Consider the following 24,327-nt stretch of genomic DNA (forward strand, 5'->3'; position numbering starts at 1 on the left):
CGCGAATTTCGCGGGTTTTTTTATGGAGCAGAAGGGCGGACTATTTACAGTCTGCTGGCATGCGGACTGTTTTGCCATTCAGGTTGATCTTCACGGCTTTCTCCGCCTGACCACCGGCATCACCCCAGCAGTAGAGCTCGCCAGTTTTAGCTACACCACACGCTGCACCGCGGCCGCCGTTGACGGCGATGATGTTGCTCAACTGAGTACCGGAGGTATCGCGGATCTTGGTCGGAGTACTGGAGCCGCCGCCCGCACCGTTGGAGGTGCCGCCGCCATTACCAGAGCAGGATACGCTGCCATTGGTATGAACCCAGCAGTTGTGGAACTGACCACCCGCTGCGCCTACGACGGGATCTGTCAGCGGCACAGGAACGATCGGGTTGTTTTGCTCCGGTGCACCACCAGTCTGGCCTTCCCACGCTGCGCCCCAGCAGTAAGACTTACCGTCATCATAGACCGCACACTGGTTCGAGTCCGCGCCTGTAACGAATATAGCTTTGGCGCTAGGTCCTTGCGTCGGCGTATTGTTTTCGCCCCAGCACTGAATAGTGCCACTGCTGGTCACGCCGCAGCAGCCGTCATCGCGGAAGCAGCTCATCTGGATAATTGGCAGGCTGGTTCCGGTGGCTTGAGGGCTGAGGCCAGAGCTGCTGCCGCAAGCCACGGTGTTGTCTGCCAAGAGCGCACAAACACCACCACCGATGTTCTTTGTGCTCAAAGAAATGATGGCTTTGGATGAGCTCGCTGGCGTGTAAGACGGAGTAGTGCTCACGCTTTCACCGGAACCACAGTGCATAGCACCATTGGCGCGGGCCAAGCAGAAGTTGTTGGAGTAGCTGCCGTTGGTGATCGCAATTGCGTCCGTCAACGGCGAGCCATCGCTGAAGGTTACGGTTTTGGCAACGCCACCTTTGATGCTCACAGCGGAGCCGTCAGCCAATACGGCGTAGCTCAAACCGTAAGATGCGGAGCCGGAGCCCAATCCGGTGTTGGCTGCGCACAACCCGTTGGCCAGTGGACCTGTGCCGAACAGGCCGCTGCTGGTATTACCAGATGAGCTGCTGGAGCTGGATGAAGAAGAGCTCGAACCTGATGAAGAGGAGCTGCTATCCGGACAGGCGACAAAACGATCGTCGATAGCAATGTCGTCGATATACATGGTGCGAGGACGTGAGCTGCCGTGATATTGCTCAATACCCAGGCGAATGTTTTCGAACGCTTGCGGCCCCCACCAGACGTTGTTCTGGCTGCTGGATACACAACCGTCACCCATGCCCACGACTTGAATCTGGCTGAGTTCGGTTTCATTCAACCAGAACTGCAAGGTGTTTTTGCTGGCGTCGAAATGCCACTGGACGCACGCCCACTGGTCTTTCGGCAATATATAAGCTTGTGGTGCCGGACTGATATTGGAAGGATGCTTCCAGCAGTCGGTCAGCCAGTCAGTGTTGCCGTCATTGTTGTTGTCGAGCCAAGTGTCATAGTTGCCCATGAAATGGTCATTGCGCCCGTCGACGCGGCCGCGATACTTCACCGAAGTGCCGTTGGGTGCGCCAGATTGCGAACGCGCCGGGCCATCAGCTTCGATAAAGGTAAAGTCGCCGCCCAGGCTGTTCTGGCTGCTGAGGTTGATCATCATGCGGCCATACATGGATTCGCGCAGTTCGGAATAACTCTTGAGGCTATGGATCAGGTTGTTGGGTTGGAAGCCGCCGCCTGGAGAAGTGATTTTGACCGAATTGGTACCGCTGAAGGCTTTTTCGTTGGTGACGCGCACGTTGCTGGCATTGGAAGCCGTCCAGCCAGTGGGCAGATTGGTGCTGCCTTCAAAATCTGCGCAGATAACCTGTCCAGCATTGCAGCCGCTGCCCGCCGATGAGCTCGAACTGGAAGAACTCGATGAAGAGCTGCTGGATGAGGTGCTGCTGGAAGAGCTGCTCGAAGAAGAGCTGGAAGAACTTGAGCTGCTGGAGCTGGATGAACTGCTGGATGATCCACCATTGCCTCCACATGCCGCAAGAGCACAGGACGCCAGGATCAGCGGGATTAACTTACGCATGAATTGTCATAGCCTCAGTTATTGTTATTCGGTCAATTTAATGTTCGGTCTGAGCTGGTTGGTGAACGCAAATGCTTTTGAGCAACCTCACTCGCCATGTGATCAGGCTGCCTTAGGACCGACCCGGAAGCCGCAACCATTTTACCGGCTTATCGTTATGCCGAATGTGCTGGGAATGTGATGTATCTCGCGAAATTGCCGTTCGGTTCAAATCGACTTTAAGGCTTCGTGCGATAGCGCTGTGCAAATACGAGAACTGGTGCGCAACTGCAAATTGAAGAGCAAAGAATGGAGAAGAGGTTTTGTTCGTTATTGCTATAAGCCTCCACAGCGGAGTGTGGAGGCTGCAAATGAATTAGAACAACCAGTAAGCGGCGCCTATAGAGAACATGGAAACGTTATCGAAATTGTCGATGTCGTAGTATTCGTACTCGGCGCGCACGCTCAAATTGCCGAGAGTTATGCTGGCACCCACACCAACCGCCGGATCAAAACCGTCATCTTTATAGCGCTGTTGTGCAGTTTCGAAATCCGATTCCCACACAAACCCGCCGAGTTTGCCAAATACATCAATAGGACCGAGTCCCATCGACAGAATGCCAAACGCGTTAAAGCCGCTGATTTCACCGCTAAAACCGCTGTCTTCGACTTTGCCGAAATCGACATAGCCCACTTCGGCAGCCAGCAGGGTGAACTTGATACCGCCGAATAATTTGTAACCAACATCATCGTCTTTTACATCGATATTGCTGCTCGGGTTGTAGCCAACTTTGGCATTGCCAAAAGAACCACCCAAGTAGAGTCCACTTTCGGCGTGGGCATGCAGGGCTCCGAGAGAGAGCGCGAGCGCCATGGCTTTGCCGAAGGTTTTGAGAGAGCTAGACATAGAGTTACTCCTAACGTCGATGATGAATTTTTAATGATCGGCCCGTGACGTTTAACAGCTTGCACAGATTCTGACCGTTCGCGAATCCTCTGCCCGGGTGACGATATTGCAAAGCCTAGCAGCCCGGATTGTTGTTTAACAGGTTGATGCTGATCCAGGGGGCCGCCTTTGGATTTGCGAGTTGTAACAAACAGATTGGTCGCCGAATGTTCGTTGGCCGACCCTTAGAAGCGTAGCCATAAATTGCGCTTCAATATAGTGCATTTATGTAACTTGATTGGTTGAAGTGTGGGCGAATAATTTTCTATACGCGTCCTAATGTGATTTGTTATGAGGCGCTAGTGCACCAAAACGGCGTTATTTGGGCGTGTCGGCCGCTCAACGAGCGCAGACAGAATGGCCGCCAACGTTTTTTTTGGCCTTTTAGAAACAATAAGTTAGAAAGAAAATCGCATTTTGGGTTCGATGGGTGGCACATCGCTTGCTCTTCCCCTCGACTTCCTGAAAAACGCGATTTACCGCTATGTCTGACTCACCGACCAGTGCGCCCGCTTCACAGCCGACTGTGCCTGATTCACTCACGACTGTTGCCAGCGTCTGTCCTTATTGTGGCGTTGGCTGCGGTCTGTTGCTGGAAACCGACGGCAAAAAAATCAGCCGTGTTATAGGGGACAAAAATCACCCGAGTAATTTCGGCCGTCTGTGCACAAAAGGTTCGACCAGTGCTTTGGCACTGACGCATCCCGGCCGCATGGAATCCGCTTTTGTGCGCAGTGAACGCGGCCATGAGCCGGTGAAAACCTCAATGGATCGCGCCATTGCCGCGACTGCTCAGCGCTTGCGCACATTAATTGATACTCACGGTCCGGATTCGGTGGCGTTTTATGTATCCGGGCAAATGTCCATTGAATCGCAATATCTGGTGAATAAACTCGCCAAAGGATTTATCGGCACCAACAATATCGAATCCAATTCCCGCCTGTGTATGGCGAGTGCCGGGGCAGGATATAAATTGTCTCTCGGCTCGGATGCACCGCCCGGCTCATATCAGGATTTTGAGCAAGCGGATTTATTTTTTGTTATTGGCTCCAATATGGCGGACTGCCATCCCATTTTATTTTTGCGCATGATGGATCGCGTAAAAGCCGGGGCTAAATTAATTGTGGTCGACCCGCGCCGCACACTTACTGCCGACAAAGCCGATCTGTTTTTGCAAATCAAACCCGGTACGGATTTGGCTCTGCTCAACGGTCTTCTCTATCTTTTGCATAAAAATGGCAAAACCGATCCGGAGTTTATCGCACGCTACACCCAAGGTTGGGAGGTAATGCCGGAATTTCTCGCCGCATATACACCGGATAAAGTCAGCGAAATTACCGGAATTCCTGCGGCAGATATTATGCGTGCAGCGGAATGGCTGGGCGACGCGCCCAATTTTATGACCTGCTGGACCATGGGGCTTAACCAGAGTTCGCACGGTACCTGGAATACCAACGCGATCTGCAATATGCATTTGGCTACCGGGCAAATTTGTCGCCCCGGCAGCGGTCCTTTTTCTTTGACTGGGCAGCCCAATGCCATGGGCGGGCGGGAAATGGGCTATATGGGCCCTGGATTGCCGGGCCAGCGTTCTTTATTGGTGGAAGACGATCGCCACTTTATCGAAGATTTTTGGGGCGTGCCGCGCGGTCGTATCAGCACGCGTTTGGGCAAAGGCACGGTGGATTTATTTCAGCGTATGGCCGATGGTCAAATCAAAGCCTGCTGGATTATTTGTACTAATCCGGTGGCGACGGTGCCAAACCGCAAAATTGTAATCGACGGCTTGCGCAATGCCGAATTAGTTATAGCGCAAGACGCATTTTTGGATACGGAAACCAATCGCTACGCCGATATTCTTTTGCCCGCTGCACTGTGGGCAGAAGCCGAAGGCGTAATGATCAATTCCGAACGCAATCTCACCTTGACGCAAGCCGCGGTTCCGCCACCGGGTGAGGCTATGGCGGACTGGGAAATTGTCGCGCGCGTTGCGCAAGCCATGGGTTATGAAGAGGGATTTTCCTATGCATCCGCAGAAGACGTGTTCGAAGAAATCCGCCGCACCTACAACCCTAAAACCGGTTATGACCTGCGCGGAATTAGTTACAAACGCTTGCGTGAAACTCCCGTGCAATGGCCGTGCGCGTCGGAACAACAAAGTGATCGCAATTCGATTCGCTACCTCAATAACGGCGTAAATCAGCCGGTAAAAATTGCAGCCGATGGCACTCGTCCGGAATTGGTTTTTGCTACGGAATCCGGCAAAGCTGTGTTTTTTCCGCGGCCCCATGTGGACCCGGAGGAAATGCCGGACGAACAATTTCCGTTTACCTTGAACACCGGACGTTTGCAGCATCAATGGCACACCCTGACCAAAACCGGAAAAATCGCCGCGTTAAATAAGCTCAATCCCGGGCCTTTTATCGAAATTCATCCCCACGACGCTGAACAATTGGGTATTCGTCATCGCGATAAAGTCCTGGTCCGCTCGCGCCGTGGGCAGGCGATTTTGCCCGCAGTGGTAACCGATAGAGTCTTGGTGGGCAGCTGTTTTGCGCCGTTTCACTGGAACGATCTTTACGGCGAACAGCTCGCGATCAACGCTGTCACCAGTGATCGGATTGATCCCATTTCACAACAGCCGGAATTAAAGGTCTGCGCTGTTGCCTTGGAGAAGGTGGAAATTGTCGCAAGCGATCGCGACGATCGTCTGGTGGAACAGGAATCAGCATTTAATGGAACAGTGGTGGCCACGGCTGTTGGAAAAAACACCGCGGTTTTTGCGCCGGTTTCCGCCGAGACCAGCCACCTGTTGATCCAACAGCTCGGTGAAATTCTGGGTATCACAGCAAAAACGGCGCCGTCATTTAGCGCTGCAGAAAATACTTATCTGGAAGGGTTTTTAGCGGGATTAAAAATTACCGCCGACACAATACAAGCCGTTCCGGCTCTGCCGCAGGATGCGCCTGTAACAGAGCAGCATCGCCTTTGGATTAACGGATTATTGGCAGGTATGTTCAGCCGGGTATTACCGAATTCGGTGATTGCCAACACCGGGCTTTCCGAAAAAGGGCCATCCATTCTTTTATTGTGGGCATCACAAACGGGCAATGCGGAAGGTCTCGCAGAAAATTTTGCCAAAACTCTGCATGAGCGCGGCTGGCAAGTGAATGTGCAACCCATGAATGAATTCGATGTGGCGCGTTTAAAGGAAGAAAAACGAGCGCTGTTTGTCACCAGTACTTTTGGTGATGGAGATGCCCCGGACAATGGGGGCGATTTTTGGGCGCAGTTGCAAAGCGATGATTTATCACTGGCGCAACTGGAATTTGCGCTTCTGGCATTAGGTGATTCCAATTACGACCAATTTTGTGGGTACGGCAAAAAACTCTATGCGCGTCTGCAAGCCCTTGGAGCGAAACCGCTGTTGGAACGCGTGGATTGCGACGCAGATTACGCAAAACCTGCGCAGGAATGGTTTGCAAAAGTACTGGAGTTGTTGCCGTCTGCAGTTGAAGAAAAGCCGTCCACAAAAGTGGAAATTACTGCCCCACAAGCCAAAAAAACATCCGCGGAATTTTCCAAAACCAACCCGTTCCCGGCGAAATTGATTATTAACCAACTGCTCAATGCGGAAAGTTCTGCCAAAGAAGTGCGCTGGTTTGGCTTTGATTTACGCGATTCCGGTATTCGCTACGAAGCTGGTGATGCTCTTGGGGTTTGGCCAAAAAACTGTGAAGACTATGTGTTTGAATTTCTGCAAGCGCTAAACGTCAATGCGGAAACGCCGGTCTTGGTGGATAGCATAGAAAAGCCGTTACATCTGGCTCTGCAGAATCACTACGAAATTTGCCGTCCAAGTGCGGAATTAGTGCAATTTATTGCCCAGCGATCCGCCAATCGAGAGCTGAAAGACCTGTTACATCCCGAGCGCAAACAGGAATTGCAGGAATGGTTATACGGTCGGCAAATCGCCGATTTATTACAGGAATTTCCGCCTAATTGTGACTTAACGGAAATTTTGTCTCTGCTTAAACGTTTACAGCCGCGTTTTTATTCCATTGCGTCCAGTCCCAAAGTGACGCCGGATCAGGTTCATTTAGCGGTAGGCGCAGTGCGTTATACGCGCTATGTCAACGGTAAAAAACGCAATCGCAAAGGCGTATGTTCGACCTTTCTGGCCGATCGCTGCGCCGATCAGGCTGTGCCGATTTTTGTGCAGACCAATAAACATTTTCGCCCGCCGGAAAATAGCGATGCGCCTTTGATCATGATTGGTCCGGGAACCGGTATAGCACCGTTTCGCGGATTTTTGCAGGAGCGCCAGGCGCGCGGTGACCGCGGCAAAAACTGGCTGTTTTTCGGCGCGCAACACGCAGCAACGGATTTTTATTTTCAGGACGAAATTCTGCGCTGGCAAAAAGATGGATTTCTCGATCTCAGCCTGGCTTTTTCCCGCGATCAAGGGCGCAAGATTTATGTGCAGGATCGTATGCGGGAACAAGGAGAAAAAATCTGGCAATGGCTGGAAGAGGGAGCTTATATCTGCGTTTGCGGCGATGCCAGTCGTATGGCGAAGGATGTGGATCAGGCCCTGAGGGAAATTATCCGTGAATACGGCAAATTTGATGAAGTCGACACTGTCGACTATATGCGCAAGTTAAATATGACAAAACGCTATTTGCGCGATATTTATTGATCGTTTGTTGATCTTTATTGCCTATTTGCTGCACATTACATTTCTTCACAAGATCTTCATGCTTAGCGTCTTAAGATAAGAACACATCTTAAATTGGCAGCATGGAGGTCAAAAAAATGATAAAAGCTATACGTCTCTTTACTCTGACGCTGGTGTGTGCGGCGTTTCTCGGTTGTGGTTCTGGTGAACAAGGCGAGCAATCGCTGGCGGGTGACGAGGTTTTGAAAGGCCAGGATGAGGATGTAGTGGCCTGTCCTTCCGTCTACAAGCCTGTGTGTTCGGTGGAGTTGCAGGAAATTCGCTGTATAACGACTCCTTGTCCGATCGGCGTGCATAAATCCTTTGGCAATCTTTGTGAGTCCGATGCTGCCGGAGCGAAGTTTCTCTCGGAAGGTGAATGCGGCGATTTGGAAGGGCAGCCGTATTACGACGAAAAACCGGATGATCCGGAAAAGCCGGATGACCCCATTGCATGTACCAAGGAATATAAACCGGTATGCGCGGCCGAAGCCGGAACTGAACCTTGCACCACCATTCCTTGTCCTGCTGTCCAGCACAAAACCTTTGGCAATGCCTGTATGGCAAGAGCGGCTAACGCGCTCATTGTTCAAGAGGGCGAATGCGGCAAACTGGAAGGCACTCCGGTAACCCATATCGAAGGTCCGTGCCCTGCGGTATACGATCCTGTTTGCGCCAAGGATGAAGCTCAAATCGCCTGCATTACCGAACCGTGCCCGACACATGCCTGCAAAACCTTTGGCAATTCTTGCGAGGCCGGCCTTGCTTTTGCAGCTGTTGTCAGCAGTGGTGAGTGCGGCAAATTAGAAGGTGCGGTCGCCTTTGGTGAACCGCCGGTTAATCTGGTCGACAAACTCCCTGCAACAGACAAGGTCGTCACTGTGCAAAAATTCCAGTTTGAAGGCGACCGTTTGTACGTGACTCTGGGTTATTCCGGTTGCGCGCCACAACATTTTCATCTCAACGTCGGCAACCAGTTTATGGAGAGTTATCCGGTTCAAGTGGCGACAGCTTTTGTACCGGTAGTGGAAGATTACTGTAAAGCCTATCTCACAACTGAATTTATCTACGACCTGATACCGCTCAAACACGCCTATCAGCAAACCTATCAAACGGAAGAGGGCGCAATCGAGTTGCGTGGTATAGGTTTGTACAAGTTTTAAGATTTCAGGAGCTTATAGGTTGACGGACCTTTTAGTAGTAGGTTGACTTGGACCTTTCCGGGGCTTAGGCCCCGGCTTTTTTTTAAACACCTCGCTTAGTCGATTTCAATAGACACAGATGTATTCGGGTTTAAAATCCACGGTTTCCGTGTCGTTCTACCTGGAGAACATCATGACCGATCTATTACATATTCCCGTCACCACTATCGACAACCGCAGCGCGACTCTCGCGGATTTTCCAGCCAAAGCCTACCTTATCGTCAATACTGCCAGTAAATGCGGATTTACGCCGCAATATAAGGGTCTCGAAGAGCTCTGGCAGACATATAAGGATCGCGGTTTGCAAGTACTGGGATTTCCCTGTAATCAATTTGGCGGTCAGGAGCCGGGCAGCGAAGCGGAAATTCGCCAGTTTTGCGATCTGAATTTCGGTGTGACTTTTCCACTGTTTGCCAAAATCGATGTCAATGGCGCCAATGCACATCCGTTATACGTCGCATTGAAAAGCGCCGCCCCCGGAATTTTGGGAACGGAAGCAATTAAATGGAATTTCACCAAATTTCTGCTGGATGGCGCGGGCAAAGTGGTTAATCGTTATGGTTCCGCAACCAAGCCGGAAGAGATTGCAGCCGATATTGAAGCTTTATTGGCGTAAATTCGTTTGTGCAGAAAAACTATCTCAAAAATAACGGATTTTTGAGATAGTAATTTTAAGTTTTATTTAAACGCGCGAGCGAGTGCGCGCTGTATGAAGGCGATGGATCGTAATTTTGCGCACTTCGGCTTTGCTGGCTTCAATATGTGCTTTTAATAAAGTACTGGCGCGATCAACGCGTTTTCCTAAAAGCGCGCGCAGAATTTGCGCGTGTTCCTCGTAGGTGATATCGAGTCTGCGCGGTTGGGTGAAATCGATGCGGCGCAAAATGCGCAGGCGCTCGGTTATATCCTGATGAATGCGGGCCATTTCTCGATTGCCTGTCGCGGCCACCATGATTTGGTGAAACTCTTCATCCGCCTGACAAACTCGCTGCTCGTCCTGCGCACGCTCATCCGGTTTCGCCAGCCAAAAGGATTTCAGCGCGGTTAATTCCGGCACGGATTCCATCTCGCACAGTTTTTTTACGGCGGCCAATTCCAGTACCAGACGCACATCGTACAGCTGATCAAACTGTTCAAAATCGAGCGGGTTGACCTGCCAGCCACTGCGAAACAACACGGTGACATAACCTTCCCGCTGCAGTTGTGTCAGTGCTTCCCGCACCGGTGTGCGGCTCACCGCCAGCCGTGCGGCTACTTCGTTTTCGCTAAAACGATCTCCCGGCAATAAACGAAAATCGAAAATATCTTGTTTGATCTGTTGGTAAATCCGATCCGTGAGTTTTTCACGCGAAGCTGCCTGTGTGGGCTTGGTCAAGTGAATCTCCTGTTTTGTTGTGAAGTGACTGGAGGTACGCTTTCCAGCCTCCGAATTCGGTGATATCCACTGAGCCTTCCAATGCGGCGCTCTCGCAGATGAAACCTTTTACCTGGCGATTGTCGTGCAGTGTCAAAGTGCCGATTCCCAGCGGAGGCGGAATCAGTGCGACAAAACTGCCGAAATTTTCCACGGGCATGTCCCAAAGTTCCACCACGATTTCACTGCCGTCTTTGGCGCGTACCAAACCGGGTTTGGGCGGAGTGGTGCCAGCGAGCGCATAAAGTCGGTAATGATCAGCGGTAAACGTACTTTCCACCAGACGCGCATGGCGCTCGGTCAATTGATAATTCAGTGGCATGCCACTCAAATGCGCGCCCACAACCGCCAGGCGCACGTGGCCTGCCGGTGCTTCCGGGCAGGATTGCGTCAGTGGTGTTGCGCGCGCAGTGGCGCCGAGCTTCAACTGGCGCGTATTAAGCCAGCGGCGGCCGAATTCCACCAGCGCGGCGTCTTGCCACGCGGCTGCGATCAAAGTGATACCAAATGGCAAACCGTCAGAGCGAATTTGTGCCGGCAGGGCGAGTGCGCTGCAATCGGCCAGATTGACGAAATTGGTGTAGGTCCCGAGTTGACTGTTGACGCCTATTGGGTCGGCTTCCACCTGATCGATGGTGGGTAGGCGCGGTGCTGTGGGAACCAGCAGGGCGTCAACTGCGGCCATACGCGCATGAATAAGACGCGTCAATTCGGCGCGCCTATATTCCGCATGAAATGTATCGGCGGAGGAAAATTGGGTGGCTTGGCCGATGATTTTTCGCACCACCGGATTCATCTGCTCGCCGGAGCTTTCCAGAAAATCACCCACTGCCGCATAACGCTCTGCAACCCAGGGGCCGCCGTAGAGCAGGCTTGCCAGTTCAAACATGGGAGCGAAGTCCACCGGCACCAGTTCCACGCCCATAGCAGCAAAATCTTTCAGAGTGCTATGCCAAGCTGCTGAGCTTGCAGTATCGCCAAACCATTCGGTGTTGGTAGGAATGCCCAAGCGCGGTTTGTTGGGGAAGTAACGCGCGGAAACTGGTGCCCGGCGGGAGTAGATATCCTCGGGGTCGAAACCGCTCATAAGGTTTGCCACGGCGTCTGCATCGGACAGTGTCAACGCAAAAACCGAAACGCAATCCAGGCTGCGGCAGGCGGGCACCACGCCTCTGGCACTGATACGGCCTTTGGTGGGTTTCAACCCGACGATGTTATTAAACCCGGCGGGAACGCGACCGGAACCTGCTGTATCGGTTCCGAGACTGAAAGGCACCAGCCCGCGCGCGACCACACTGGCAGAACCGGAACTGGAACCGCCGGAGATATACCGCCCGTCAAATGTGTTGGGCACGACACCGTAGGGCGAGCGAGTGCCGACAAGTCCAGTGGCGAATTGGTCGAGATTGGTTTTGCCAAGCACAACAGCACCCGCAGCGCGCAATTTTGCGACGCTCGCGGCATCGGCGTGGGGTACATAGGAAAACGGCGGGCAAGCGGCGGTGGTCGGCATATCCGCCACGTCTATGTTGTCTTTCACGGCAAAAGGGACACCGAACAAGGGCAGGTCAGTGGCGCCGGCAAATTGTTTGAGCTGTTGGTCAATTTCTTCCGCGGTCGCAATGTAGATCCACGCGGGATCTGCGGCTTTTGCAAGCTCAGCGCGCAGTGCCAGAAGGCGCTCGCGCACCCCCTCTGGTTGATTGCGGTTTTCTTCTCGCCATTCAGCAATGGTCCAGCCGATCGTATGGGTTGTCACGGTGCGTCCTCCAAACTTGTATACAAGACAGTATACAGCGGAATTTGGCAGAAGAAAGATGCCAACGGAACTTTTGTCCCCTGACCGGGTTTTGCTATTCCTTGACTAGGTTTTTCCGTGATCCTTAAATCCCACTGCTTCGGCCACCCTCGGATGAGTGTTATGAAAAAAATCTGCCTGTTGCTTTTGTTACAAATTGCGAGCAGTCACCTATTGGCTTACGAAAACAATGCGGAAGAAAAAATAGTCGACTGTCCCGGCGCGCGTTTTTATACCTTCAGCTGGCCCACCATAAAAGAATGCGGTTTTGTTCCACGCGGCGGCACCTCGACAGGCACTGACGTCTCATTAGATCCAATGCCGCATGAAGGGTGGTTGAAACTACAGGATCCGAAACTCTCTGCATTTGAACGCGACCGTCAGGCGATTCTCGCTATGGCAGGCCCCTATAAAACTACCTTCGATTTTTTGGAAACCGTGGGTTATGTGCCGGGCTTCAAGCCGGATAAACCTTATCAATCCTGGGGAACCGAATACGTGTATGTGGTGGAAGACAAAAAAGATTTCATCAGTCTGCAGCACATTATGGTGATGTTTTTTCAGCAGGGAGATGAGGTGGTAGGGCCGATGGTGATGAAACACTGGCGGCAGGACTGGCAATATCAAAAACGCGATCTGCTGGTTTACGCTGGCAATAACACCTGGAAACGTGAAACTTTGCCGCGCAAAGAGGTGGCCGGAACCTGGGCGCAAGCGGTGTATCAGGTGGACGATTCCCCGCGCTATGAATCCTACGGTCGCTGGGAGCACAAGCCGAATTTTTCCACTTGGCAGAGCCAGTTGACTTGGCGACCTCTGCCGCGCCGCGAGCACACAGTGCGCAACGATTATCAGGTATTGGAAGGCTACAACCGTCACACCATACTGCCGGACGGTTGGGTGCAGGAAGAAGAGAATTACAAGCTCAAGCTGACGGAGAAGGGTGTGCCCACAGCGGATAAACCTTATCTCGCAAAAGAACTGGGGGTGAACCGTTATCAAAAAATCAACGGTTTTGATTTTTCCGCTGGCGATGCCTACTGGCAAAAAACCAGTGAATTCTGGCGCGTCGTGAGGGAAGAGTGGGCATCCATCAGTCGCAAGAACAAATCTTTCCAGCTCTTGGATGAGATTGAAGGTGAACAATTATTTATGCCCTTATTCGAATATGCCGAACAGTTGGCTGATCAGTCACCTGAGCAAATGCGGGAATTTGTTCAGAAAACGATTGGCCGCTATCTCGGTAATTAGGCTATGTTTACCTGACTGGATCGCGGACTATGTCTACTATGGAACAATCCGCGATTCGCCCTCCTGTTACAACCACCTATCTCCAACCCAAGCGCATCATTTCTTGACGCGCCTAGTGAATTCCTGTAGTTTCAGTAACTTCTGAAAATACAGGAATTCAGTTTATGACGCCGATGATTCAAGCCTGCGTGATGCACTTTGGTGAAATGGGCAGCCGCTGGGGCATCAATCGTACCGTCGGGCAGATGTATGCATTACTGGTTTTAAGTCCCGAACCTCTCACCGCCGATCAAATTGCCGAATCTCTCGGTTTCTCTCGCTCCAATGTCAGCATGGGATTAAAGGAATTGCAGTCCTGGGAGTTGGTAAAACTTCAGCATGTGCCTGGCGACCGCAAAGAATATTATTCCGCTCCTGCCGAAATTTGGGATATTGCCAAAACACTCATGGAACAAAGACGCAAACGCGAGATCGATCCTACACTGAGCGCGTTGCGGAATTTATTAATGACAAAACCCAGCGGGCCAGAAGAAAAATACGCGCAGCAACGCATGCAGGAGATGCACGACCTTATTGAGATGCTGACGAAATGGACCATGGAAATTCAACGACTTGATGCGGCGCGTTTGCAAAAATTATTAAAACTTGGCAACAATCTTGGAAAGGTTTTGGATATCAAGGACAAACTTTTAGGGAAAAGCTGAGATGGGCCTCGCTGAGGAATAGACGATGGTTGATACTTTCCTGCTGTCCCGAATCCAATTTGCCGCCAATATCAGTTTTCATATTTTATTTCCCACCATCACCATAGCGCTCTGCTGGTTCCTGTTATTTTTCCGCATCAAATACAACCGCACCGGCGATGAGGTCTGGATGCGGTGTTATCGCTTCTGGGTAAAAATATTTGCTTTGAGTTTTGCGCTGGGTGTCGTTAGCGGAATTACCATGTCGTTCCAGTTCGGCACCAATTGGCCGGGTTATATGGAAACCGTGGGAAATATTGCCGGGCCGCTGCTGGGATATGAAGTGCTGACAGCGTTTTTTCTGGAGGCGACATTTCTCGGCATTATGCTATTTGGTATCAACCGCGTTTCGCCTCGCGTACATACTATTGCCACGGTATTAGTCGCCATTGGCACAAGTTTGTCGGCATTTTGGATTCTTGCGCTCAATTCCTGGATGCAAACCCCCACTGGTTATGAAATGCGTGATGGTGTGGCTTATCCGCTGAGTTGGTGGGCCGTGATTTTTAATCCTTCCATGCCGTATCGTGTGGCGCATATGCTGCTCGCATCTGGTATTACCGCCGCATTTTTAATCGCCGGAATTTCCGCCTATCGTCTGTTACGTGGCGATCACAAGCCGGCGCCGCAGCTGGCGTTAAAAGTCGGTTTGTTGGCGGCGGCGGTTCTTCTTCCTATGCAGGTTTTAGTGGGGGATTTGCACGGACTCAACACCTTGAAACATCAACCGGCAAAAATTGCCGCTATGGAAGCAGTTTGGGAGACCACTGCGGGCGCGCCATTTACCGTATTTGCCTTGCCAAATGAAATTGATCGCATCAATCGTTATGCATTGGAAATTCCCGGTGCAGCCAGTTTTATTCTTACGCACGATTGGCGTGGCGAAGTGAAGGGATTAAATGAATTTGCCGGCGAACATCCGCCCGTGGCGCCAGTATTTTTCAGCTTCCGCCTGATGCTCGGCATGGGTATGTTGATGTGGCTGGTGGCCTGGACATTTGGTTGGATGATGTGGAAGAAAAAATCGCTGCCGGTTTGGGCACTGCGAGTGTTGGTGTTGATGACCTTTTCCGGTTGGATAGCCACTTTGTCCGGATGGTACGTAACAGAAATCGGTCGTCAGCCCTATCTGGTTTATGGTGTGCTAAAAACCAGTGAGGCTGTTACATCGCTGGCGCGGGAAAATGTCGGTTTTTCTTTAGCGGTGTATTTGACGCTCTACGTTGCGTTGTTGACTGCTTATATCAGCACTTTATTTGTTATGGCTCGCAAATCCGTATTGGTGGATCGGCCGGAGGATTTGCCGAGTTTGCAGGAACGCCACAACCCATTAACTCAGAATACGCAGGAGTGAACCCGTGATGTTGACTGGAGACGCTTACTGGTTGCCGGTGATTTTTATTGGTTTGATGGGGTTGGCATTTCTGCTTTATGCCATTCTCGATGGTTACGATCTTGGGGTAGGAATTTTGTTGCCGAATAATTCCGAGCCGCAGCGGGATTTGATGATCGCCTCCATCGGGCCTTTTTGGGATGCCAATGAAACCTGGTTGGTGCTCGGTGTCGGATTGTTGTTGATTGCATTTCCGCGCGCGCACGGGCTGATTCTTTATCACCTGTATTTGCCTGTTACCCTGATGCTCGCGGGCTTGATTCTGCGCGGTGTGGCATTTGATTTTCGCGCAAAAGTGCCGCCCCATAATAAACAACTGTGGGATAGGGTATTTAAAGGAGGGTCTCTGCTGGCCACCCTTGCTCAGGGGTATATGCTCGGTTTATTTGTGGTGGGTTTTGAGTCGACTTTTGCCTCTTACGCCTTCGCTATTTTGAGCGCAATTTGCGTAACTGCCGGCTACAGCTTTATAGGCGCGGCCTGGCTGGTGATGAAAGCCGATGGTGAATTGCAGCTGCGCGCGGCGCGCTGGGCACGCATTTGTTTATGGCTGACCGCGTTGGGTATTGTGGCGGTATCGGTCGTCAACCCGCTGACCAGTGCCAATGTATTTGCCAAATGGTTCGGTAGTTTGGCGGCGCTGGGATTATTGGTTATTCCAGTGGTGTGCTTTTTTGCGGTACTAATCGTCGACCGCTATTTGGCGCAATTTCCTTTTGATAATGATTTTGGTTGCTGGATTCCCTTCGTTGGTGCAGTGGTGATTTTTATTCTGTCCTTCCTCGCTCTCGGCTACAGCTTTTATCCCTATGTAGTACCGGGGCAAATGGATATTTGGCAGGCGGCAAGCGCCAGTAAATCACTCTGGTTTATTTTGGTGGGTGCGCTCATCGTTTTGCCGGCGATTATTATCTACACCATTTTTTCCTATCGAGTATTTTGGGGAAAAACAAAAGAGCTTACGTATTACTGAAGCTCAGTAAAAAAGCGCACCTTAGTGCGCTTTTTTGTTTCTTAGCGGATATATCCCACACCATTGGCCATTAATACCGCCAATAACGGGATAATGCATAAAATCAACAGTTCCAACCGGACCAGCATCACAAGAGATTTAGGGATGGTGACATCCACTGTTGTACGACGATTTTTGAAGATAAATATCGATGGGACGATGGATAAGATAGCCACCAAAATAAATAGAGTGACTTTGGTATGGAATGCCCAGTTGTGAGTGTAAAAACCCGCGGGCTTGCCGACCCATAGCCATAAACCCAGACCTGCAAATAATACGAGCAGGGCAGTAACACCATAGGCTGCATCTACCACGGCAATTTTTTTCATGGTGCTTGCGTCCACCTTGTTTTTCAGCAGTGTGTGTTGAACTGTGAGCAGGGCGAAGAGAGCGAAGATCGCCAAAAAGTGGAAGTAGCGTACGATAATCTCTGCAGTCATAGGATTCCCCGTTTCTTTTGATAGTGTTGTTTATCTTTGCGCAAATTTTGAGCTGGTTCTGGTGTTCTCCGATAGGCCGCGCAGATGATAAATGCCCGAAAAAGTGAGGGCTAAGCCTAAACCATGTGCCCGACGAATGGGAAAACATTTGCATTTTGTTGAATTTGGCGCCAGTGCGGGGGCAGAATTAACGGGAATTCCTGGCGGTAACGGGCTAGAATGTGCGCCTTTACCTCAATCGTTTAAAGACCGGATCCATGGAACAACTCGTTTTACAGCCGCGCAAGATCGCGCGCGGTGAAGTGACCTTGCCAGGCTCCAAGAGCCTCTCCAACCGCATACTGCTGCTGGCGGCCCTCGCCAACGGCACTACCACTGTGACCAACCTGCTCGACAGCGACGATGTACGCCATATGCTGACGGCGTTGCGCCTGCTCGGGGTGGATTATTCTTTGAGCGATGATCGCAAAACCTGCGTGGTGCGAGGTTTGGGCGGCGTCTTTCGGGTCGCGCAACCTTTGGAGTTGTTTCTCGGCAACGCCGGCACTGCGGTGCGTCCTTTGACTGCAGCACTTTGTCTGAGCGAAGGCGAATTCACTATTACCGGTGAGCCGCGTATGTACGAGCGCCCCATTGGCGATCTGGTGGACGCCATGCGCGGCCTGGGCGCGGATATCACTTATAGCCTCAACGACGGCTATCCACCGCTGCTGATTCGCGGCAAGTTGCTGCAAGGTGGTGAGGTCAGTATCAAGGGCAATGTGTCCAGTCAGTACCTGACTGCGTTGCTGATGGTGGCTCCACTGTTGTCGTCGGATCTGCTGATCCGCGTCGATGGCGATCTGGTCTCCAAGCCCTATATTGATATCACCCTCGACACTATGCGCCGTTTTGGCGTCGAGGTTGAGAACCGCAGCTATCAAACATTCTTCGTCCGCGGTGGCCAGACCTACCAGGCGCCGGGTGACATTATGGTTGAAGGTGACGCATCGTCGGCTTCCTACTTCCTTGCGGCCGCTGCGATTGGCGGCGGGCCTGTGAAAGTTCACGGTACCGGGTCAGCCAGTGTTCAAGGCGACGCAAAATTCGCGGAAGTTCTGCGTTTGATGGGCGCCGAAGTGGAATACGGTGATTACTGGATTCAAGTGACGGGCAAAGGCAAGCTGCGCGGCGTGGACGTGGACCTCAACCATATCCCGGATGCGGCTATGACCATCGCTACCACAGCGCTGTTTGCCGAAGGTCCCACTTGCATCCGCAATGTCTACAACTGGCGCGTCAAGGAAACGGACCGACTGGCGGCTATGGCGACCGAACTGCGCAAAGTCGGTGCGGAAGTTGAAGAAGGGGAGGATTACATTCGCGTGACGCCCCCAGCGCAAATCCGCTCTGCTGCCATAGATACCTATAACGACCATCGCATGGCCATGTGTTTTTCCCTGGCAGCCTTTGGTGACGCACCCATCACCATCAATGACCCTAAGTGCACCTCAAAAACCTTCCCGACTTATTTCGACGAGTTTGAGAAAATCACTAAGTAATTCTTTTGCGCATACAGCGGATTAATTTTCGCTGTGTGCGCGGTTTGCCTCTCTTCCGCCACTTCTAGAATTTGTCGCAGTAAGCCACAACCTTTCCAATCTATTTGGATAAATCTTTTTGTAAGCGTGTGACAGATTTATCAATTGCAATGGAAGCGGTACGTAAATAATGACTCTGTGAACTTTTCGTGCCGTTCATACGCCGATCGGCTGCTTTGACGGGTTTTTGACCGTATCTATACTGGACGGATAGAGAGCCTGCGCGAGCAGTTTCTGATATGAATCATGTTTTTGGGGTTAATTGATGTACCGTATTTGCGCGCTTGTTATGGCGATAATTTGCGTTAGTGCCTGCTCCAGCAAAAATTCTTCGCGGGAAAAAATCTATCTGACGAATCCGCAGCAGGGTGAATATCTGTCTTCATCTTCCAGTTCCTCTGGAGCAGCTTCGTCGAGCTCTTCTTCGTCCAGCTCGTCTAGCTCGAGTTCGAATTCATCTGCTTCTAGTTCATCGGGTTCATCAGATGGAATTCCGCAAAATTCCAGCTCATCTTCATCTTCCAGCTCGAGCTCATCTTCCAGCTCAAGCTCGTCGAGTAGCAGTTCTTCGGGAATAGCCGCGCCAGAAAATGTGCAGGTAGAAATTCTCGATGAGGGGATTTTTTACAGTTGGAGCCCAGTGGACGATGCAATTGAATACGCGTTTTATTATTCGACGGAACCCGATATGACGCTGAGTGATGTCAGCAGTGTTCAAAGTTTAAGGTCGCAGAATGCGAGTATCTTATTCGATGGTGACGAGGACAAAGTATATTACTCGGTCATCACCGCCATAGCGCGCGATGGGTTGGAAAGTGAGCCCAGCAACCAAGTTCAGGCCTTTAGGCGTGCTAAGCCCGTTTTTTCACTGGACTTTGAGGATGAACCCCTTGGCCAATATAAACTGTTGAGTCATAAGGATACAGAGAGTCTGGAAGTGCGACAGGATGCGGCGACCAACACGCGATATCTCAGCGCTACTTATGTTCCCAGTGAGATTGGCAGTCCGCGGTTGGTTTTTTCTCGCAAGATACCGCCCAGTGATGAGTACACCCTAAGTTATCAACTGTTGTTTGAAGACGGATTCGATTTTGCGAAAGGCGGCAAGCTGCCCGGTCTCGCGCCACACTTTCCATCTGCGGGATGTGAAATGCGCGACCCGGCAAGTTGGAGCGTTCGCCTAATGTGGATGCAAAATGGCAGGGTAAGCTTGTATTACTACGACCAGCAGCCGGTCGATAATTGTGGCACTACTGTGGTAGGGCAGAATTTTTGGTTTACCACAGGGCGTTGGTACGACCTTTCGATTTACGTGAAGCTCAACACAGACGGGCAAGAAAACGGGGAAATTGCGTTGTATGTAGATGGTGCAAAAATTGTGAGCCGAAATAATGTGCAGTTGCGCGGAATCGATAATGATGACTCCAAAATACAGCAGCTGCTGTTCAGCACATTTTTTGGTGGCAGCTCGCCGGAATGGTCGCCGTCTGCAATTGTAAGCTCGCGTTTCGATCAATTCGAAGTCCATCAAGGATTTCGTGTGCGAGCCTTGATGGATCGTTAATATCTGAAGCCAAACGCAAGAATCTATGAGCTGTTTTTGAAATAGTTTTTAGGCTTCTGTCAAAAGCGCCGCTTCTTCTGTTGCATAAGCTGCGGGTTTGGCCAATTCGGTGGCCCGCTTGCGCATCCAGACCAAATCCACAATTTCCCCCTGCGGCGCGTACGCCAAGGGGGCCTCCAACAATAATTTGCGAATATCCGCGTGATTGGTCGCCCGGCAGGCGGCGAGCAATCGATTTAATAACTCCTGCAAGTCTGTCCATGACCAGGAAATTTCCCGTGCGGTCATGATGCGTGGGTGAGAGGTCGGCATTACGTTGTCGCCGATCAGTAGTTCCTCGTAGAGTTTTTCTCCCGGGCGCAGGCCAGTGAAGACAATTTCGATATCGCCGCGGGGGTGGTGATGTCCCTGGTCTTTGGGTTTTCCTGGCACTATAGGCTCCAAGCCGGAGAGGCGAATCATTTGCTCGGCCAATTCAGCGATTTTCACCGGTTCGCCCATATCCAATACAAAAACATCGCCACCTTTTGCCATAGAGCCGGCCTGGATAACGAGCTGCGCCGCTTCCGGAACAGTCATGAAATAGCGGGTGATTTCGGGGTGAGTGACGGTTATAGGTCCGCCGGCCTGAATCTGGCGGCGGAATAACGGCACGACGGAACCGGATGATCCCAGGACATTGCCGAATCGGACCATCGAAAACCGGGTTTTGGATTGAATTGCCGCCAGCGCTTGGCACACCAGCTCAGCAAGGCGCTTGGTCGCACCCATCACGTTAGTGGGGCGAACGGCTTTGTCGGTAGAAACCAAAACGAATGTTTCCACTCCAGCGGCGACTGCGGCCTCGGCTGTTTGGAGTGTGCCGAAAACATTGTTGAGAATTCCCTCAACCATATTGTGTTCGACCAGAGGCACGTGTTTATAAGCCGCAGCGTGATAAACCGTCTGCACACCGAAGGTTTTCATCAGTGCTTCCATTCGCTGACCGTGTTGCACTGAACCTAATAAGGCCTTGATGGGAACCTGTAGGCCTTCTCGCTGAGAGATTTGCTGCAAATCCTGTTCAACGCTGTAAAGCGCAAATTCAGACAATTCGAGTAGCAGTAGTTGACGAGGGCGTTGCCGCAGAATTTGTCGGCTTAACTCGCTGCCAATGGAGCCGCCTGCACCAGTGACCATGACGACCTTGTCCTGGATCTTGGCTCCCATTAATAGAGGGTCTGGCGGCGCGGGATCGCGGCCGAGCAGGTCTTCTTCCGATACATCGCGAATTTCGCCAATTTTTGCTTTACCCGCGACCATATCCGCCAGGCCGGGCATGGTTTGCACCGGAATATCGTAATCCTTCAAAGAGGTGAGAATTTGGCGGCGTCGGCTAAGGCTTGCACTTGGAATTGCCAGCAGAATTTTTTGCGCACCGTAGTTTTTAATTAGATCGGGGATTCGATGTGGCGGATAAACTTCAAGCCCCTGGATTGAAGAGCGATGCAATTGTTTAGCATCATCGACAAATGCAATTGGCTGGTGCTCACTGCCTTCCAGCAGAGATGCGACCAATTGCCGACCTGCGGCGCCTGCGCCGTAAATAATCACTCGCGTTTTGTAATATTTCTGGCTGCTGAGATAAACCAGCCGCAAGACAAAGCGCACACCGCCAATGGTCATCAGAGCGATCATGGCGTAAATAAAAGGAACTGAGCGCGGGATCGGGGAGTTGAATAAAAAACCTATGGCCACCAGTGACATTGCCGAAGCGGCAACACCGATCAGCAGCGTTTTTAAAGCTCTGTGAGTGATATAGCGAATGACCGCGCGATAAAAACCGAGTTTTGCAAAAATCAGCAAGCTCACGGGAACGCAGATCGTGAGAATGAGCAGATCAGACCAATTAGCCAGAAACGCCCAACTGTCCAGGCGCAGCAACATTGCCATCAAAAAACTCAACACAATCAGAGCCGCGTCGGCAATAAGCTGGACGACCCGTTTATTTTTGCGCGATAGAAAAAATAAACGGCTAATACATCGAACGAGATAAGGCTCCTTCTGTGTATTCAGCATATGATTGATCCCATGTGACTCGGATACCCCAGGAGATCTCTGCTCCTGTAATGACAGGTTGAAACGCCTCAACCCGCATAAGGCGGGTAAGACGGTGAATTAATGCCCAGAGCCGTGGACGATCACCACACTCAAGTTTGTGTAAGACGGTGAATTATTACTCTGTCGTCCAGCTTGCAAAGTTTCCGGTATGTGCAAAATCCGTATTAATCAGGCTGAAAATACAATCAAGACATTATGCCAACGAACTATAAGGCATTGTCGAGCTATGGCGATTGGAAAGTATACGCGTCATGAGTCAGCCACTGATGTTTGCTTATTCTTGTTAAATTCTGGCAATTGCTTGCTAGGCAGGGGCTTGCAACTTCTTGAACATGATAAGGGTAACATGCCCCATAAACAAGAAGTGTTATGGCATATCTTCACATTTTCAATAGAACAAATTTCCCTTGGATTAAAATTTGATCAGGCGGATTGCCTGGAAAACTTTATGTGATTTTGCTTTTTTTTTGAACAAATAGTATCCGGAATCAACCTCGGGCTAAAAATTAAACGGTTTTTTGTTTGTGAACACGATTGATCAAAATCACTTTTGTTTTGTGAGACGATTAACGTCGAAAGTGGACTAAATTCGATAAGGCCCTTGTAACCCACGGCACAAAGTAGCAAAATCGCGCCCCCGTCAGGTGGAATTTGGCGGCAAATCTGACAAGATGCGCAGCGGCAAATCTGACAAGATGCGCAGCGGCGAATCAACACAATAAATAAGCCGTGAACGTCGACTGATTCCAGAGATCAGATCTTCCTGTCTGCTTTTTCGATAAATTGAGATTGCGTCGAGCATCAGGTTTGCGCCTGGGTCTTGTTTGCGCCTCTAGACATCGCGATTAAATCGGCCAGGAAGAATGGTGTGTGCGTACACTTACATATTGGTCCCGAGTTCATTTTCTTTAATCCGGGATTCCATCGGTAGGGATATAAAGCAGAGTTAACCAGCATGAAAATCCATTGTTTTGCAGCTCCCACGCATAAGTCTGTGCGAATTATGCGGCTATTGACCGCAGTACTGATGGCGGCTTGCCTGACTGCTTGCGTCAGCGCGCCCGGTGGGCACATTCGTTATAAAGCGAAATCCAAAAGCGAAAATTTGAACGCTGTTGTCGATATTGTGCCCATTGATCTTGGCCTGGTGGAGCGCTTGCGTGCGGAAAAACTTACCGCTTCATCAGTAAGACACAATATTGTTGAACCGTCGAACTCCAGGTACGACTATTTAATCGGTCCCGGCGATATTCTCAGCGTTATAGTTTACGACCATCCCGAATTAACCATTCCAGCTGGAAATGAGCGCAGTGCGGCGGAATCCGGCAATGTTGTACATTCCGACGGTACGATTTTTTACCCCTATATCGGCATAGTGGATGTCGCTGGCCGCACAACGCGTGATGTGCGCAGCGAAATTCAACAGCGCTTGAGTCGATTTATTGCCGATCCACAAGTTGAAGTAAAAGTGGCGGAATTCAACGCGCGCAAAGCTTATGTTACAGGTCAGGTCGTCCGACCAGGAGCTCTGCGCATCACTAATGTTCCCATTCGTATATTGGACGCGTTGAGTGCGGCGGGTGGACTCACGCCCAATGCCAACTGGCATGAGCTGATTTTGACGCGCAATGGCAAAGAAGAGCGTTTGTCGGCTTATCAAATGCTGACACTTGGCGATCGCAGCCGAAATTATTTATTGCAGGACGGCGATGTGTTGCACGTTCCGGATGCGGTATCACAACAGATTCACGTAATGGGTGAAGTCAATCGCCCGCTTGCTATTCCCATGGGGAACAGCCGAATTTCCCTGACCAATGCTATAGCCCAGGCAGGTGGTATAAGAGAGGGAACTGCGAATGCGTCGGGAATATTTGTGGTGCGTCGCAATTCTACGGGTAGCGATAAATTCGCCACCGTTTATCAACTGAATGCACGCAATGCGGCGGCATTTGTATTGGGTTCGGAATTTATATTGCAGCCGACGGATGTGGTGTATGTCACAGCGGCGCCTGTGTCACGTTGGAATCGTGTGTTAAGTCAGCTGTTGCCGTCGTTGAGTTCGGTCTACCAGTTCTCCCAGATAGGCCGAAACGTGGATACCTTAACCAACGGCGATTAATCCTCTG

At 51.1% G+C, this 24,327-nt stretch carries 16 protein-coding genes; 10 read left to right on the forward strand and 6 right to left on the reverse strand.

Annotated features, from left to right (window positions below; all coding sequences use genetic code 11):
* Window positions 1-40: 40 nt before the first annotated feature.
* Both DWB84_RS02460 and DWB84_RS02465 read right to left on the reverse strand, forming a co-directional pair.
* Window positions 41-2,062, reverse strand: coding sequence for a hypothetical protein (locus DWB84_RS02460; protein ID WP_187408168.1), 2,022 nt, complete (start codon window positions 2,060-2,062; stop codon window positions 41-43).
* Window positions 2,063-2,417: 355 nt separating this feature from the next.
* Entirely contained in the window at window positions 2,418-2,948 is a 531-nt protein-coding gene (locus DWB84_RS02465; protein ID WP_187408169.1) for an outer membrane beta-barrel protein, read from the reverse strand.
* Window positions 2,949-3,471: 523 nt separating this feature from the next.
* Here DWB84_RS02465 and DWB84_RS02470 point away from each other — a divergent pair.
* From DWB84_RS02470 to DWB84_RS02480, 3 genes are all read left to right on the forward strand, one after another.
* Window positions 3,472-7,686 carry a bifunctional nitrate reductase/sulfite reductase flavoprotein subunit alpha gene (locus DWB84_RS02470; protein ID WP_187408170.1) on the forward strand — a complete coding sequence of 1,405 codons (4,215 nt, stop codon included), beginning with the start codon at window positions 3,472-3,474 and terminating at the stop codon, window positions 7,684-7,686.
* Between the two features lie 116 nt (window positions 7,687-7,802).
* Window positions 7,803-8,867 carry a hypothetical protein gene (locus DWB84_RS02475; protein WP_187408171.1) on the forward strand — a complete coding sequence of 355 codons (1,065 nt, stop codon included), beginning with the start codon at window positions 7,803-7,805 and terminating at the stop codon, window positions 8,865-8,867.
* A gap of 172 nt (window positions 8,868-9,039) precedes the next feature.
* Window positions 9,040-9,522 (forward strand): glutathione peroxidase, encoded by a 483-nt coding sequence (locus DWB84_RS02480; RefSeq protein WP_187408172.1) that lies wholly within the window; start codon window positions 9,040-9,042, stop codon window positions 9,520-9,522.
* Window positions 9,523-9,588: 66 nt separating this feature from the next.
* Here DWB84_RS02480 and DWB84_RS02485 read toward each other — a convergent pair whose 3' ends face one another.
* Complete coding sequence (locus DWB84_RS02485; protein ID WP_222867988.1) at window positions 9,589-10,281, reverse strand: GntR family transcriptional regulator; 693 nt, start codon at window positions 10,279-10,281, stop codon at window positions 9,589-9,591.
* Complete coding sequence (gene atzF, locus DWB84_RS02490; RefSeq protein WP_187408173.1) at window positions 10,250-12,079, reverse strand: allophanate hydrolase; 1,830 nt, start codon at window positions 12,077-12,079, stop codon at window positions 10,250-10,252. The genes DWB84_RS02485 and atzF overlap by 32 nt, the downstream gene beginning before the upstream one ends.
* 162 nt (window positions 12,080-12,241) lie before the next feature.
* On the opposite strand from atzF, the gene DWB84_RS02495 reads away from it, so the two are divergent.
* The 4 genes from DWB84_RS02495 to DWB84_RS02510 all read left to right on the forward strand — a co-directional run bounded on the left by DWB84_RS02495 (window position 12,242) and on the right by DWB84_RS02510 (window position 16,478).
* The gene (locus DWB84_RS02495; protein ID WP_187408174.1) at window positions 12,242-13,369 is read left to right on the forward strand and encodes a DUF6607 family protein; all 1,128 of its coding nucleotides are present in this window, start codon (window positions 12,242-12,244) and stop codon (window positions 13,367-13,369) included.
* Window positions 13,370-13,533: 164 nt separating this feature from the next.
* On the forward strand, window positions 13,534-14,073 hold the full coding sequence (locus DWB84_RS02500; protein ID WP_187408175.1) for a GbsR/MarR family transcriptional regulator: 540 nt from the start codon (window positions 13,534-13,536) through the stop codon (window positions 14,071-14,073).
* Between the two features lie 25 nt (window positions 14,074-14,098).
* Window positions 14,099-15,466: a cytochrome ubiquinol oxidase subunit I gene (locus DWB84_RS02505; protein WP_187408176.1), complete on the forward strand. Its 1,368-nt coding sequence runs from the start codon at window positions 14,099-14,101 to the stop codon at window positions 15,464-15,466.
* Window positions 15,467-15,473: 7 nt separating this feature from the next.
* On the forward strand, window positions 15,474-16,478 hold the full coding sequence (locus tag DWB84_RS02510; protein ID WP_187408920.1) for a cytochrome d ubiquinol oxidase subunit II: 1,005 nt from the start codon (window positions 15,474-15,476) through the stop codon (window positions 16,476-16,478).
* A gap of 41 nt (window positions 16,479-16,519) precedes the next feature.
* Here DWB84_RS02510 and DWB84_RS02515 read toward each other — a convergent pair whose 3' ends face one another.
* Window positions 16,520-16,957, reverse strand: coding sequence for a DUF2214 family protein (locus DWB84_RS02515; RefSeq protein WP_187408177.1), 438 nt, complete (start codon window positions 16,955-16,957; stop codon window positions 16,520-16,522).
* A 257-nt stretch (window positions 16,958-17,214) separates the two neighbouring features.
* Here DWB84_RS02515 and aroA point away from each other — a divergent pair, with 257 nt between their 5' ends.
* Both aroA and DWB84_RS02525 read left to right on the forward strand, forming a co-directional pair.
* A complete protein-coding gene (gene aroA, locus DWB84_RS02520; protein WP_187408178.1) occupies window positions 17,215-18,498 on the forward strand; it encodes a 3-phosphoshikimate 1-carboxyvinyltransferase in 1,284 nt (427 codons plus the stop codon).
* A gap of 328 nt (window positions 18,499-18,826) precedes the next feature.
* Window positions 18,827-20,101: a polysaccharide lyase gene (locus DWB84_RS02525; protein WP_187408179.1), complete on the forward strand. Its 1,275-nt coding sequence runs from the start codon at window positions 18,827-18,829 to the stop codon at window positions 20,099-20,101.
* 48 nt (window positions 20,102-20,149) lie between these two features.
* On the opposite strand, the gene DWB84_RS02530 is transcribed toward DWB84_RS02525, so the two are convergent.
* Window positions 20,150-22,159, reverse strand: a complete 2,010-nt coding sequence (locus tag DWB84_RS02530) for a nucleoside-diphosphate sugar epimerase/dehydratase (RefSeq protein ID WP_187408180.1) — start codon at window positions 22,157-22,159, stop codon at window positions 20,150-20,152.
* 1,045 nt (window positions 22,160-23,204) lie between these two features.
* Between DWB84_RS02530 and DWB84_RS02535 the strand changes: the two genes are divergently transcribed.
* Entirely contained in the window at window positions 23,205-24,320 is a 1,116-nt protein-coding gene (locus DWB84_RS02535; RefSeq protein ID WP_187408181.1) for a polysaccharide export protein, read from the forward strand.
* Window positions 24,321-24,327: the final 7 nt, after the last annotated feature.

It is taken from the genome of Saccharophagus sp. K07 (assembly GCF_014336955.1).
In the GTDB taxonomy this organism is placed as follows: domain Bacteria; phylum Pseudomonadota; class Gammaproteobacteria; order Pseudomonadales; family Cellvibrionaceae; genus UBA5868.

What these genes read in the sequence shown, in the direction of transcription:
- DWB84_RS02460 (WP_187408168.1), bottom strand. Translation starts at nt 2,062, where the DNA reads ATGCGTAAGTTAATCCCGCTGATCCTGGCGTCCTGTGCTCTTGCGGCA.
- DWB84_RS02465 (WP_187408169.1), bottom strand. Translation starts at nt 2,948, where the DNA reads ATGTCTAGCTCTCTCAAAACCTTCGGCAAAGCCATGGCGCTCGCGCTC.
- DWB84_RS02470 (WP_187408170.1), top strand. Translation starts at nt 3,472, where the DNA reads ATGTCTGACTCACCGACCAGTGCGCCCGCTTCACAGCCGACTGTGCCT.
- DWB84_RS02475 (WP_187408171.1), top strand. Translation starts at nt 7,803, where the DNA reads ATGATAAAAGCTATACGTCTCTTTACTCTGACGCTGGTGTGTGCGGCG.
- DWB84_RS02480 (WP_187408172.1), top strand. Translation starts at nt 9,040, where the DNA reads ATGACCGATCTATTACATATTCCCGTCACCACTATCGACAACCGCAGC.
- DWB84_RS02495 (WP_187408174.1), top strand. Translation starts at nt 12,242, where the DNA reads ATGAAAAAAATCTGCCTGTTGCTTTTGTTACAAATTGCGAGCAGTCAC.
- DWB84_RS02500 (WP_187408175.1), top strand. Translation starts at nt 13,534, where the DNA reads ATGACGCCGATGATTCAAGCCTGCGTGATGCACTTTGGTGAAATGGGC.
- DWB84_RS02505 (WP_187408176.1), top strand. Translation starts at nt 14,099, where the DNA reads ATGGTTGATACTTTCCTGCTGTCCCGAATCCAATTTGCCGCCAATATC.
- DWB84_RS02510 (WP_187408920.1), top strand. Translation starts at nt 15,474, where the DNA reads ATGTTGACTGGAGACGCTTACTGGTTGCCGGTGATTTTTATTGGTTTG.
- DWB84_RS02515 (WP_187408177.1), bottom strand. Translation starts at nt 16,957, where the DNA reads ATGACTGCAGAGATTATCGTACGCTACTTCCACTTTTTGGCGATCTTC.
- aroA (WP_187408178.1), top strand. Translation starts at nt 17,215, where the DNA reads ATGGAACAACTCGTTTTACAGCCGCGCAAGATCGCGCGCGGTGAAGTG.
- DWB84_RS02525 (WP_187408179.1), top strand. Translation starts at nt 18,827, where the DNA reads ATGGCGATAATTTGCGTTAGTGCCTGCTCCAGCAAAAATTCTTCGCGG.
- DWB84_RS02530 (WP_187408180.1), bottom strand. Translation starts at nt 22,159, where the DNA reads ATGCTGAATACACAGAAGGAGCCTTATCTCGTTCGATGTATTAGCCGT.
- DWB84_RS02535 (WP_187408181.1), top strand. Translation starts at nt 23,205, where the DNA reads ATGCGGCTATTGACCGCAGTACTGATGGCGGCTTGCCTGACTGCTTGC.